Annotated in this window: 9 protein-coding genes; 3 read left to right on the forward strand and 6 right to left on the reverse strand. The window is 70.6% G+C overall.

What is annotated here, in order from left to right; genetic code table 11:
• Positions 1-8 precede the first annotated feature (8 nt).
• The 4 genes from ABD883_RS00315 to ABD883_RS00330 all read right to left on the reverse strand — a co-directional run bounded on the left by ABD883_RS00315 (position 9) and on the right by ABD883_RS00330 (position 6,541).
• Positions 9-2,696, reverse strand: a complete 2,688-nt coding sequence (locus tag ABD883_RS00315) for a DNA translocase FtsK (protein ID WP_345028967.1) — start codon at positions 2,694-2,696, stop codon at positions 9-11.
• Between the two features lie 293 nt (positions 2,697-2,989).
• A complete protein-coding gene (gene aceB, locus ABD883_RS00320) occupies positions 2,990-4,591 on the reverse strand; it encodes a malate synthase A (protein ID WP_345028969.1) in 1,602 nt (533 codons plus the stop codon).
• A 96-nt stretch (positions 4,592-4,687) separates the two neighbouring features.
• The gene (locus ABD883_RS00325) at positions 4,688-5,134 is read right to left on the reverse strand and encodes a GlcG/HbpS family heme-binding protein (protein WP_345028972.1); all 447 of its coding nucleotides are present in this window, start codon (positions 5,132-5,134) and stop codon (positions 4,688-4,690) included.
• Positions 5,135-6,541 (reverse strand): FAD-binding oxidoreductase, encoded by a 1,407-nt coding sequence (locus ABD883_RS00330; RefSeq protein WP_345028973.1) that lies wholly within the window; start codon positions 6,539-6,541, stop codon positions 5,135-5,137. It lies immediately after the preceding gene.
• Between the two features lie 353 nt (positions 6,542-6,894).
• Between ABD883_RS00330 and ABD883_RS00335 the strand changes: the two genes are divergently transcribed.
• Together ABD883_RS00335 and ABD883_RS00340 are read left to right on the forward strand one after the other, a co-directional pair.
• Positions 6,895-8,841 (forward strand): L-lactate permease, encoded by a 1,947-nt coding sequence (locus ABD883_RS00335; RefSeq protein WP_137320088.1) that lies wholly within the window; start codon positions 6,895-6,897, stop codon positions 8,839-8,841.
• A gap of 3 nt (positions 8,842-8,844) precedes the next feature.
• Positions 8,845-9,594 carry an IclR family transcriptional regulator gene (locus tag ABD883_RS00340; RefSeq protein WP_345028975.1) on the forward strand — a complete coding sequence of 250 codons (750 nt, stop codon included), beginning with the start codon at positions 8,845-8,847 and terminating at the stop codon, positions 9,592-9,594.
• A gap of 90 nt (positions 9,595-9,684) precedes the next feature.
• Here ABD883_RS00340 and ABD883_RS00345 read toward each other — a convergent pair whose 3' ends face one another.
• Both ABD883_RS00345 and dapA read right to left on the reverse strand, forming a co-directional pair.
• Complete coding sequence (locus ABD883_RS00345; protein ID WP_137320090.1) at positions 9,685-11,370, reverse strand: ribonuclease J; 1,686 nt, start codon at positions 11,368-11,370, stop codon at positions 9,685-9,687.
• On the reverse strand, positions 11,367-12,287 hold the full coding sequence (gene dapA, locus ABD883_RS00350; protein ID WP_137320091.1) for a 4-hydroxy-tetrahydrodipicolinate synthase: 921 nt from the start codon (positions 12,285-12,287) through the stop codon (positions 11,367-11,369). Before dapA ends, ABD883_RS00345 begins: the two co-directional genes overlap by 4 nt.
• Before the next feature lie 147 nt (positions 12,288-12,434).
• Between dapA and ABD883_RS00355 the strand changes: the two genes are divergently transcribed.
• The coding region (locus ABD883_RS00355) for an AMP-binding protein (protein WP_345028977.1) at positions 12,435-13,663 on the forward strand (1,229 nt) is incomplete at its 3' end.

Raw genomic sequence — 13,663 nt, forward strand, 5'->3', positions numbered from 1 at the left:
GCTCCAGCCTACCTGCCGGTGAGATCCCAGGCGTCCTCGCCGCCGGCCTCGACGACCTCGAGCCCGGTGTCCGGATCGATGTCCCCGACGGTCGGCACGACGTCGGTGGGCTCGGCGTCGGGGTCGGCGCCGTACGCCGCGCCCGCCGCTTCGGCGGCACCGGCTCCCGCACCTGCGGCACCGGCCGCACCCGCACCGGTGGGCGCGGCCGCTCCCGCCGGCGGCTCCTCGCCGCGGATCACCGCGAGCGTGCCCGGCAGGTCCTCGGGGGTGACGAGGACGTCGCGGGCCTTCGACCCCTCCGAGGGGCCGACGATGCCGCGGGACTCCATGAGGTCCATGAGGCGCCCGGCTTTGGCGAAGCCCACCCGGAGCTTGCGCTGGAGCATCGAGGTGGAGCCGAACTGGGTGGTGACGACGAGCTCGGTGGCCTGGAGCAGGAGGTCGAGGTCGTCGCCGATCTCCTCGTCGATCTGCTTCGCCGGCTTCTCCACCGCGACGTCCTCGCGGTAGACCGGCGTGAGCTGGCCCTTGACGTGGGAGACGACCTTCTCGATCTCGCTCTCGTTGATCCACGCACCCTGCACGCGCATCGGCTTCGCCGCGCCCATCGGGAGGAACAGGGCGTCGCCCTGGCCGATGAGCTTCTCCGCGCCCGGCTGGTCGAGCACGACGCGGGAGTCCGCGAGCGAGGAGGTGGCGAAGGCGAGCCGCGAGGGCACGTTGGCCTTGATGAGGCCGGTGACGACGTCGACGCTCGGGCGCTGGGTGGCGAGGACGAGGTGGATGCCGGCGGCACGGGCGAGCTGCGTGATCCGCTGGATCGAGGCCTCGACGTCGCGCGGGGCGACCATCATGAGGTCGGCGAGCTCGTCGACGACGACGAGGAGGTACGGGTACGGCTGGAGCACCCGCTGGGAGCCGGGCGGCACCTGCACACGGCCCTCGCGGACGGCCTTGTTGAACTCCTTGACGTGCTTGAACCCGAACTGCGCGAGGTCGTCGTAGCGTGCGTCCATCTCGCGGACGACCCATTCGAGCGCCTCTGCGGCCTTCTTGGGGTTGGTGATGATCGGGGTGATGAGATGCGGGATGCCCTCGTAGATCGTGAGCTCGACGCGCTTGGGGTCGACGAGGATGAGGCGCACCTCGTCCGGGGTCGCGCGCATCATGATCGAGGTGATCATCGAGTTGATGAAGCTCGACTTGCCGGAGCCGGTCGCGCCGGCGACGAGCAGGTGGGGCATCTTCGACAGGTCGGCGACGACGAAGCCGCCCTCGACGTCCTTGCCGACGCCGACGACCATCGGGTGGTCGGTCTTCCGCGCGGCCTGCGAGCGCAGCACGTCGCCGAGCGCGACGGTCTCGCGGTCCGCGTTGGGGATCTCGATGCCGATCGCCTTCTTGCCCGGGATCGGGGACAGGATGCGCACGTCGGCGCTCGCCACCGCGTACGCGATGTTCTTGCTCAGCGCAGTGACCTTCTCCACCTTGGTGCCGGCGCCGAGCTCGACCTCGTAGCGGGTGACCGTCGGGCCGCGGGAGAACCCGGTGACCTCGGCGTCGATGTTGAACTGCTCGAGCACGTCGCGCAGCGCCTCGACGACCCGGTCGTTGGCCTCGGAGCGCTCCTTCGCCGGGGGCCCGGCGAGCAGATGATCGGAGCTCGGGAGGGTGTAGGTGATGTCACCGGCCAGCGTGAGCTGCTCGACGCGCTGCGGGAGCTCGCCGGTGGCCTGCGGAGCCGGGGTGGACACGGCGGGGACGGTGGCCTCGGGGTCGGGCTCGCGGTCGATGACGCGGGTCGCCTCGTCCTCCATCCCGAGGTCGGCCTTGAGCTTGGCCGTCTCCTTCTCCGCCCGGGTGGGGCGGCGCTGACCGGGGCGGACCCGCGGTTCGGCGTCGACGTCGTAGAGCTCCGGCTCCGGGGACGGGGCGGCGGGAGCGTCGGGGTCGACCTCCGCGTCGTGGATGTAGGCCTTGTCGTAGGCCTTCTCCTCCTCCTTCTCGTACTGCGGGGCGGAGTCGTCCTTCTTCTTCCGGGAGCGGCGCTTGGCGCCCATCACCGGCTTGAGTGTGCTCGTCGTGCGGTTGTCGCGCACGAGGTCGGTGTCGTCGGCTCCGGCGGCCTCGCGGGGCGCGGCCTCCCCGCCGACGAGCAGGGTGTAGAGGCCGTGGAGACGCTGCGGGATCGTGTTGACCGGGGTGGCCGTGATGACGAGGAGCGAGAACAGTCCGAGGAGCACGAGGAGCGGGACGGCGACGTACACCGTGGTCGCGGCGACGAGCGGGGAGGACACGATGAAGCCGAGCGCCCCTCCCCCGTTGATCATCGCCTCGCGCGAGTTCGCGAAGCCGGGGCTGCCCGCCGCGATGTGGGCGAGCCCGGCGGCGGCGAGCACGAAGGCGATGAGACCGATGAGGATCCGGTTGTTGCCGCGGGTGTCCTCACCGCGCAGGAACAGGCGCACGGCGTAGCCGAGGAGCAGCACGGGCAGGGAGAGCGCGACGCGCCCCAGGGAGCCCTCGATGACGGCGCGCACGCCGTTGCCGAATGCGCCGGGGATGTTCCACCACTCGAAGGCGGCGACGACGATCGCGAGCCCGACGAGGAAGAAGGCGGTGCCGTCGCGTCGGGTCGGGCTCTGCTCATCGGGGGTCTCGGTGAGCACCTTGCGGGTCCTGTTGCCTGCCATGCGGGCCACTCCCATCCATGCACCTGTCACCACGTTCGGGTCGGTCTCGTGTGCCCCCGCACGTCCGGTGGGTGCGGTCGACGCGCTGCGTCGACGCCTGGTGCCGGTACCAGCAGCGGGGGAAGTCGTACTGGTCGCCATGATCCCCATGGTACGGGGAAGCGGGGCCGGGAACCGGGATTCGCGCACTCTGTGTCCTCACCGCGAACGCCGCGGGGGCACCCACCGATCGGTGGATGCCCCCGCGTCGCCTGCCCGGGCGGCAGGACCGGCCTCGGCCGGTGCGACTCGGATCAGTCGAGCAGCTCGTAGGCCGGGATGGTGAGGAAGTCGTGGTACTCCTCGGCCGTCGCCATGCGGGCGAAGAGGTCCTTCGAGGTGCCCCACTGCGCGGCACCGCCGGGCAGCGAGTCGACCTCCTCGTCGATCAGCCGGTCGACGAGCTCCTTGGTCACGGCCTCCCCGGTGTCGGCGAGGGTGACGCCGAAGTGGAGCCACTGCCACACCTGCGAGCGGGAGATCTCCGCGGTCGCCGCGTCCTCCATGAGCCCGTTGATCGCGGCCGCGCCGTTGCCGCTGAGCCACGCCCCGACGTACTGGATGCCCACGGAGATGTTCGCGCGCAGACCGGCCTCGGTGATCTCACCGGGGGTGTCCTTGACCGACAGGAGGTCGGCGGCGGTGACGGCGACGTCCTCGCGGGTCTTGTCGATCTGGTTGGGGCTGTCGCCGAGCACCTTGGTGAACTCGGCGCGGCAGGCCTCGACCATTCCGGGGTGGGCGACCCACGAGCCGTCGAAGCCGTCGTTCGCCTCGCGCGACTTGTCCTTCTCCACCTGGTCGAAGGCCTTGGTGTTGGCGGCCTCGTCCTTGGAGGGGATGAACGCGCTCATGCCGCCGATCGCGTGGGCACCGCGCTTGTGGCAGGTGCGCACGAGGAGCTCGGTGTAGGCGCGCATGAACGGCACGGTCATGGTGACCTGGGCGCGGTCGGGGAGGATCCAGTCCTCGCCCTTGGCGCGGTGGGTCTTGATGACGGAGAAGATGTAGTCCCAGCGGCCGGCGTTGAGGCCGGCGGAGTGCTCGCGGAGCTCGTAGAGGATCTCCTCCATCTCGAACGCCGCCGGGTAGGTCTCGATGAGGCAGGTGGCGCGGATGGTGCCGCGCGGGATCCCGAGCGCCTCCTGCGCGTGGATGAACACGTCGTTCCACAGGCGCGCCTCGAGGTGCGACTCCATCTTGGGCAGGTAGAAGTAGGGGCCGCGGCCCTTCTCGATCTGCACCTTGCCGGCGGTCGCGAGGTAGAGGGCGAAGTCGACGAGCGATCCCGAGGCGATCTCGCCGTCGATCCGCATGTGCTTCTCCTCGAGGTGCCAGCCGCGGGGGCGGACCACGATGGTCGGCAGCTCCTCGTCCGGGCGCAGCGTGTACTCCTTGCCCTGCTCGGACACGAAGTCGATCTCCCGGTTGAGGGAGTCGAGCAGGTTGACCTGGCCGCCGAGCACGGAGTCCCAGGCCGGGGTGTTCGCGTCCTCCTGGTCGGCGAGCCACACCTTGGCCCCGGAGTTGAGCGCGTTGATCGTCATCTTGCGGTAGGTCGGGCCGGTGACCTCGACGCGGCGGTCCTCGAGGCCGGGGGCGGGCGGTGCCACCTTCCACGAGTCGTCCTCGCGGATCGCCTTCGTCTCCTCGAGGAAGTCGAGCTCCTCGCCGGCGTCGAGGCGGGCCTGGCGGTCCTTGCGGGCGGCGAGGCGCTCCTGGCGGGTGCCGGCGAAGGCGCGGTGCAGCGAGACGATGAGCTGCAGGGCGTCGGGGGTGAGGACGGACAGGTGCTCCGGCTTGATCTCGCCGGTGATCTCGAGGCCGTCGGGCAGGTCGATCGGGGTCGTGGTCATGAGGGACTCCTCAGTGTCGGGTGCGGGTGCGGTCTGGTGCGGGTGGCGCGATGGACTGTGGCGGACGGATGGCCCGGTGCGGTGCGGTGGGCCGGGTCAGGCCGTCGCCGGAGGTTCGGCCCCGAGCCGTTCGAGCACGGCCGCGGCGATCACCGCATCCTCGTCGGGCTTGCCGTCGGCGACGCCGAGGCCGCCGACGAGGGTGCCGTCGAACACGAGCGGCACCCCGCCGGCGATGCTCGTGAGCAGGCCGCCGGTGCCGTGCTCGAGCTTCTGCGCGAGCTCGGGGTTCATGAGCGCGCTGGGCCGGCGGGTGGAGGCGGCGGTGTTCGCCTTGCGCCGGCTCGTCTCGACGCTGTGCGGCGTCATGCCGTCGGCGCGGCCGTAGGCGACGAGCCCGAGGGCGGGGTCGACGATCGTCGCGCAGGCGCGCACACCGACCCTCTCCCCCTCCTCGATCGTCAGCGCGACGGCACCGGCGGCGGTGTCGTGGGTGATGACGGGAACGGTGGTGTAGACCGGGGCGGTCGTATCGGGGGTCATTCAGCGTCCTTCCCGGGCTTCGAAGACGGTGCCCGGATTGAGGATGCCCTGCGGGTCGAGGGCGTTCTTGATGCGGTGGTTGAGCTCGAGGACGTCCGGACCCAGGTAGTCGCCGAGCCACGGCCGCTTGAGGCGACCCACCCCGTGCTCGCCGGTGATCGTGCCGCCGAGCGAGACCGCGAGGTCGATGATCTCGCCATAGGCCACGTGCGCGCGCTCGCGCTGCGCGTCGTCGGTGGGGTCGAACACGACGAGCGGGTGGGTGTTGCCGTCCCCGGCGTGGGCCATGACGGCGACGAGCACCTCGCGCCTGCGGCTGATCTCCTCGATGCCGGAGACGAGGCGCCCGAGCTCGGGCAGCGGCACGCCGCAGTCCTCGAGGAGGATCGTGCCCTTCTTCTCCACCGCGGGGATCGCGATGCGCCGGGCGGCGATGAATGCCTGACCCTCGTCGGGGTCGTCGGTGTGATAGCACTCGGTGGCGTTGTTCGCCTCGCACACCTCGGCGATGGTCTCGATCTCGTGCTGGGCGTAGCCGGCCGGCTCGTCGGACTGCACGATGAGCATCGCGGCGGCCTCCCGGTCGAGGCCCATCCGGGTCTCGTCCTCGACCGCGTTGATCGTCGGGCGGTCCATGAACTCGAGCATCGAGGGGCGCATCTGCTGGGTGATGCCGAGCACCGCACGAGTGGCGTCGTCGAGGGTCCGGAAGGTCGCGACGAGGGTGCTCGGATTGCGCTTGATGTGGATGAGGCGCAGGGTCACCTCGGTGATGATGCCGAGCGTGCCCTCGCTGCCGACGAACAGCTTCGTCAGGGACAGCCCGGCGACGTCCTTGAGGCGCGGCCCGCCGAGCGTGACGAGGCGGCCGTCGGAGAGCACGACCTTCATCCCGAGCACGTAGTCGGTGGTCACGCCGTACTTCACACAGCACAGGCCGCCGGCGTTCGTCGCGATGTTCCCGCCGATCGAGCAGAACTCGAAGGAGGCCGGGTCCGGCGGGTACCACAGTCCCTGCTCCGCGGCCGCGTCCTTGACCTCGGCGTTGATGGCGCCGGGCTGGGCGACGGCAGTGAGGGTGAGCGGGTCGATCCGGATCTCGCGCATCCGCTCGACGGAGAGCACGATCGCACCGTTCTGCGCGGTGGATCCGCCGGACAGCCCCGAACCGGCTCCGCGCGGCACCACCGGGGTGTTCGTCGCGGCCGCGAAGCGCACGGCGGCCTGGACGTCCTCGGTGCAGGTGGCGCGGACGACCGCGAGCGGCATTCCCGCGTCGGGGTCGTTGGCGCGGTCCCAGCGATAGGCCTCCATCTTCACGGGGTCGGTGATGACCGCCCCGTCGGGCAGCTGGGCGGCGAGCTCCTCGAGCGTCTGTGCAGTGGTCGTGGCGTCCACGGTGGTCATGGCTTCCGTCCTTCCCGGGCCGCGGGCCGCGCGGCCGAGTATGAGGTGCGACACCTTCGTCACTCGCAATTTACTCCCTTGAGAATGAAATTGCGATTCCGCAATGCGAAATCAAGCTACAAAGCCCGGTCTCATTTCGAGAACGTTTTTCCGCCCTGCGGAAGCCCGGCCTCCCGAATCGCCGGGGATCGCTCACATCCGGTTCCCCGGGAAGCACTCATCGAACGCTTGCACAGTGCTGCGGCATGCTCTACTGTCACCGTGATTGGAGTCACACCCCGCTCGGGCACCGCCGCCTCGCGGGGACGTGCCGACCCGACACTTCATGCGGCTCCCCCGCAGACAGGAATCACATGGACAACCTCTTCGTCGCGGCGCTGCTCGCGCTCCTCCCGATCATCGTGGCCGGCGTGCTGCTGCTCGGCTTCCGGATGCCCGCAGCGATCGCCATGCCCATCAGCCTCGTCGTCGCGGCCGCGGTCGCGTTCTTCGCCTGGCAGATCGACCTCGTGACCATCGGCGCCTCGATCGTGCAGGGCATCCTCGTCGCCATCGGCCTGCTGTGGATCGTGTTCGGTGCGCTCGTCATGCTCGCCACCGTGACGAAGTCCGGGGCGATCGACACGATCCGCGCCGGGTTCATCTCCGTGTCCGCCGACCGTCGCGTCCAGGTCATCATCGTCGCCTGGCTGTTCGGCAGCTTCATCGAGGGCGCGGCCGGATTCGGCGCACCCGCCGCGGTCGTCGCTCCGCTCATGCTCGCCCTCGGCTTCCCCGCGATCGCCGCGGTGCTGTTCGGCCTCATCATCCAGTCGACCCCGGTGAGCTTCGGCGCGGTCGGCACCCCCATGCTCACCGGCATCGGCAACGGCCTGGCCGATGAGACCGGTGCGATGTCGGCCGATGTCGCCGAGCGCGCCGGCGTGCTCGGCCTCGATCAGCTCGGCTTCGTCGCGCACACCGCCGGCCAGGTCGCGCTCATCCACGCGATCTGCGGCATCCTGATCCCGCTCACCCTGTGCTGCTTCATGACAGGCTTCTTCGGCAGCCGCCGCCGGTTCGCCGACGGGCTCGCCGTCGCACCCTTCGCGATCTTCGCCGCCTTCGCGATGATCGTCCCCTACCTCCTCGTCGCCACCTTCCTCGGCCCGGAGTTCCCCTCGATGATCGGCGGCCTCGTCGGCCTCCTCATCGTCGTGCCCGCCGCCCGCGCCGGTTTCCTCACCCCCAAGGACACCTGGGAGTTCGCGCCGCGCTACCGCTGGCCCGAGCGCTGGATGGGAACGGTCAGCCCGGCCGCGGAGGCCTCGCACCTCAAGAAGCGGATGCCGCTCGTGCAGGCCTGGGCGCCGTACCTCATCGTCGTCGTCCTCCTCCTCATCACCCGCAACATCCCGGCGGTCAAGGCATTCCTCACCGGCCCCGCCGTCATCAAGGTCGAGGGCATCTTCGGCACCCCGATCAACCAGAACATGGACCTGATCTACTCGCCGGGTGCGCTCTTCGTCCTCGCCTCGCTCATCACCATCGCGCTCCACCGCATGAGCGGCCGCCAGGTCGCCGCCGCGTGGAAGCTCGCCGGCGGGCAGATCGCGGGTGCGGCCGTCGCACTCCTGTGCTCGGTCCCGATGGTCCGGGTGTTCATCAACTCGGGCCCGGACTACAACGCTGCGGGCATGGATTCGATGCCGGTGACGCTCGCGTCGGCGGCGGCAGAGACGCTCGGTCACAACTGGCCGCTCGCCGCACCCTTCGTCGGGGCGCTCGGCGCGTTCGTCGCGGGGTCGAACACCGTGTCCAACCTCATGTTCTCGCAGTTCCAGTTCACCACCGGCGTGAATATCGGTGCGTCCTCGCCGGAGACCGTCGTCGCTGCGCAGGCGGTGGGCGGTGCGGCCGGCAACATGGTCGCGGTCCACAACGTCGTCGCCGCCGCCGCGACCGTCGGCCTGCTCGGTCGCGAGGGCGACATCATCCGCAAGACGATCATCCCGATGGCCGTCTACTGCCTCACGGCGGGATCGATCGCCTACATGATGGTGTTCGGGCCCGGCCTCAACATCGGCACGATCATGTTCGCGCTCATCCTCATCGGCCTCGCGGTGACGTTCGTCCTGCTCTCCCGCTCCAGCGGCCGGGACAACGACGAGCTGCTCCCGGTCGACGAGGAGCAGGAGCGCGCGGCCGCCGAGGTCCCGGCCGGCTCCCTCGCCGCGGATCCGCACGCCGATCGTACGGGCGACCGCGCCACCGATGGGGCCGACCGCCCCGGCGGCACCGGGCCCGCCGGCCGCCGCTGAACCGTGTCCTCGCCCCAGCGCGTCCAATCGGTCGACCGCACCCTCGACGTCCTCGAAGCCCTCGCGGACGCCGGGGGTGCGGCGCGGAGCAAGGATCTCGCCACGGCGATCCGGCTCCCGGTGCCCACGGTGCACCGGATCCTCGGCACGCTCGCCGCGCGCGGGATCGTGCTCCAGCTCGCCGACCGGAGCTATTCGCTCGGGCCCCGGCTGGTGCGCCTCGGCGCCGTCGCCGCGCACCAGACGGGCGCGGAGGCCCAGCCGCTCCTCGCGGAGCTCGCGGAGTCGCTCGGGGAGACCGTCAACCTCGCATTCTTCACCCGCGACTCCATGACCTACGTGGCCCAGGCCGCCTCGCCGCGCTCGATGCGGATGTTCACCGAGGTCGGCCGCCGCGTGCCGCTGCACAACACCGGGGTCGGCAAAGCGGTGCTCGCCGCGCTGCCGGTCGAGGAGGCCCGCGGACTGCTCGCCCTCCCGCCGGTGGACGGCGGCCCGGCCCCCGATGTCGAGGCGCTGCTCGGCGAGATCGCACGCGCCCGCGAGGTGGGCTACGCCGTCGACGACGAAGAGCAGGAGGTCGGGGTGCGCTGCCTCGCGGTCGCCGTCCCCGGCGGACCGGCACCGGCCGGGCTGTCGGTGTCCGGGCCGTCCTCCCGGCTCACCCCGCAGACCTTCGCCGAGGTCGCCCGCGCCCTCGGCGCGACCGCCGCCGGGCTCGCCGAGCGCTGGCACGCCTACGACCGGGGCTGAACCCGCACGGATGTGAAGAGCCGGCCCACCCCGCGGGGTGGGCCGGCTCTTCACACACTCGGGCGGCGAGCTCCGTGGCGGGCAGTCGGCTCAGACGATGACGACCATCGGGACGATCATCGGCTTGCGGCGCAGCTTCGAGGAGATCCAGCGGCCGAGCGTGCGGCGGATGACCTGCTGCAGCCGGTGCTCGTCCTTGGTCCCGCTCGCGAGAGCGTCCTTGACCGCGGATTCGATCTTCGGGCGGATCGAATCGAACACCGCGTCGCTCTCCGCGACGCCGCGCGTGTGCACGATCGGGCCGGCGAGGATCTCCCCGCGCTTGGAGTCGACGGTCATGAATACGGACACGAAGCCCTCGTCGGCGAGCGTGCGCCGATCGCGGAGGTCCGCCTCGGTCACCTCGCCCACCGAGGAGCCGTCGACGAACACGTACTCGCAGTCCACGGCGCCGACGACCTCGGCGCGCCCGTCCTTGAGGTCGACGACCCAGCCGTCGTCGGCGAGCACGACGTGATCCTCGGGCACCCCGGTGTCCATCGCGAGCTGCGCGTTGGCGAGCATGTGGCGCCATTCGCCGTGGACCGGCATGACGCCGCGCGGCTTGACGATGTTGTAGCAGTAGAGGAGCTCGCCGGCCGAGGCGTGTCCGGACACGTGGACCTTGGCGTTGCCCTTGTGGATGACGTTCGCCCCGAGCTTCATGAGCCCGTTGATGACGCGGAACACGGCGTTCTCGTTGCCCGGGATGAGCGAGGAGGCGAGGATGACGGTATCGCCCTCCCCCACCTCGATCCGGTGGCTGCCGGCGGCCATCCGGGACAGGGCGGCCATCGGCTCGCCCTGCGAGCCGGTGCACATGAGCACGACCTGGTCGTCGGGCAGCTTGTCGACGTCCTTGAGGTCGATGAGCACGCCGTGGGGCACGTGGAGGTAGCCGAGGTCCTGGGCGATCTTCATGTTGCGGACCATCGAGCGGCCGACGAGAGCGACCTTGCGGCCGTGGGCGTTCGCCGCCTCGAGCACCTGCTGGACGCGGTGGACGTGCGAGGCGAAGGAGGCGACGATGATGCGCCGCTCCGCGGTGCCGAACAGGGTCTCGAGGACCGGGCCGATGTTCTTCTCCGACGAGGTGAAGCCGGGCACGTCCGCGTTCGTCGAATCGGTGAGGAACAGGTCGATGCCCTCCTCGCCCAGTCGGGCGAAGGCGCGCAGATCGGTGATCCGGCGGTCGAGCGGCAGCTGGTCCATCTTGAAGTCGCCGGTGTGGAGCACGGTTCCGGCGCCGGTCCGGATGCACACGGCGAGCGCGTCGGGGATCGAGTGGTTGACGGCGACGAACTCGAGGTCGAACGGGCCGAGCTGGTCGGTGTCGTCCTCCTTGACCACGCGGGTGGTCGCCTTGATCCGGTGCTCCTTGAGCTTCGCCTCGATGAGTGCGAGCGTGAGCACGGAGCCGAGGATCGGGATGTCGGCGCGGCGCTTGAGGAGGTAGGGCACGGCACCGATGTGGTCCTCGTGGCCGTGGGTGAGGACGAGGCCGACGATGTCGTCCATCCGGCCGTCGAGGTAGCTGAAGTCCGGCAGGATGAGGTCGATGCCGGGCTGCTCCTCCTCGGGGAAGAGGACGCCGCAGTCGACGATGAGGATCTTGCCGCGGTACTCGAACACGGTCATGTTGCGGCCGACCTCGCCGAGGCCGCCGAGGGCGACTATGCGCAGCGCCTCCGGATCGACGACGGGCGGTTCACCGGGCTCTGCGAGAAATGGGGTCACTGGAGGTAACCGCTCCTTATCAGTTGAGCGCGCAGGGACTCGACCTGCTCGTCTGCTGCGGGGAGCAGCGGCATGCGAGTGGCGCGGGTGGGAATCACTCCCTGGAGCTCGAGGGCGGCCTTGACGGCCACCACTCCGGGGAGGTGATTCATGATGGCGTCGACGAGGGGCGCGAGCTCCCCGGCGATGCGGCGGGCGGAGTCGAGGTCGTTGTCCCCGACGGCGGCCACCATGGAAGCGAACTTGTCGGCGCTGACGTGGCCGACCACGGAGACGATGCCCACGGCGCCGAACGCCATGAGGGGGAGGTTGAGCGCGTCCTCGCCGGAGTAGTAGACGAGGGAGCTCTCGGTCATCACGCGCTGCGAGGCGACGAGGTCGCCCTTGGCGTCCTTGACCGCGAGGATCCGCGGGTGCTCGGCGAGCCGGAGCAGGGTCTCGGTGTCGATCGGCACCCCGGAGCGGCCCGGGATGTCGTAGAGCATGACCGGCAGCTCGGTGGCGTCGGCGACGGTGCGCATGTGCTCAGCGATCGCGGCCTGCGGCGGCTTCGAGTAGTAGGGGGTGACGACGAGCAGCCCGTGTGCGCCGGCGGCGGCCGCCTGCTGGGCGAGCTCGACGGAGTGCGCGGTGATGTTGGTGCCGACGCCGGCGAGGATCCGGGCGCGATCGCCGACGGCGCCGACCACGGTCTCGAGGAGGCGTCTCTTCTCCTCGTCCGTCGTGGTCGGGGACTCCCCGGTGGTGCCGGATACGACGAGCTGGTCGTTGCCGAGGTCCACGAGGTGCTCCGCGGTGGCTTCCACGGCGGCGTAGTCGATGCCGCCGGCGGCGTCGAAGGGGGTGAGCATCGCGGTGCCGACGGCACCGAACGCCTCGCGCGCCACGGCCGCGTCGGAATCACTGATCAATGCCATGCGCCCAGTCTAGCGGCTGCGGTCCGCGGTCGGGCGGCGGACGCGGCCGCGGTGGCGGGCCCCGTGACGTCGCTCACAACCTCGGCTGCATTCAGCCTTACGAACGTTCAGTCGTGTTCAAACGACGCCGACCCGAGGAGCATCCCCGTGACCACCGACACCGCCGCGGCAGCGGCGCTCGCACTCAGCCGATCGCCGTCGCTGGTCGGCAAGCTGCTGCGCCATTCGCACGAGATCCCCGATGCCGTCGCCATCCGCTACCGCGACGAGGCGACGAGCTGGCGGGAGTGCGCGGACTCGGTACTCGCGCTCGCCGCCGACTTCCGTCGGCGCGGCATCGGCACCGGCGACCGGGTGGCGGTCCTCACGACGAACCGCCCCGAGTTCCTCCTCGCCGCGGCGGCCGCGGCGGCGCTCGGCGCGATCATCGTGCCGATCAACTTCCGACTCAGCGCCGGGGAGATCGCCTACATCGTCGACAGCACCGACCCAGAGCTCCTCGTCACCGAGCCGGCGACCGCGGAGCAGGCCCGCGATGCCCTCGCCGCCACCGACTCCGCACCGGTGGTGCTCGAATCCGGATCCGAGGAGTTCCACGCTGCGGCCGCGAGCACGGACCGGCTCCCGGTCGAGGACGTGTTCGTGCCCGCCGGCACGGACGACTTCGTCATCCTTCACACCTCGGGCACCACCGGGAAACCCAAGGGGGCCGTCCTCACCTGCCTCACGGTGTTCTCCTCCGCGATCCAGAATTCCGCGCGCTGGGGAGTGGAGCCGGGTGGCGGGGCCATCATGCTCGCCCCTCCCCTGTTCCACATCGGCTCCTTCATGTCCTTCCTCAGCGCACTCGCCGGCGGCGCGACGGCCCTCGTCATCCCGAGCGCGGGCTTCGACCCCGCAGCCACGCTCACGACCATGAAGCGCACCGCGGTGAGCGCGGCCTTCATGGTGCCCCAGCAGTGGCAGCTCCTGTGCGAGGAGATCGAGCGCAGCGGCGGCGAGGGACTGGCGATCACCCATGCGAACTGGGGCGGGGCCCCGGCGAGCGAGAAGCTCCTGCTGCGGATGGCCGAGTGCATGCCTGACGCAGCGATCACCGCGGTGTTCGGGCAGACGGAGACCACCGGAACGGCGGTCAGCCTGCGCTTCGAGGATTCGTTGCGGAAGATCGGGTCAGTCGGGAAGCCGACCGCGGAGACCTCCATCAGGATCGTCGACCCGGAGATGAACGACGTCGGCGTCGACGAGGTCGGCGAGATCGTCTACCGCGGACCCTGCGTCATGGACCGCTATTGGAACAACGAGACAGCCACCGCCGAAGCCTTCCACGGCGGCTGGTTCCACTCCGGCGACCTCGTCCGCCGCGACGCCGACGG

The sequence above is a fragment of the Brevibacterium pityocampae genome, assembly GCF_039541555.1.
In the GTDB taxonomy this organism is placed as follows: Bacteria; Actinomycetota; Actinomycetes; order Actinomycetales; family Brevibacteriaceae; genus Brevibacterium; species Brevibacterium pityocampae.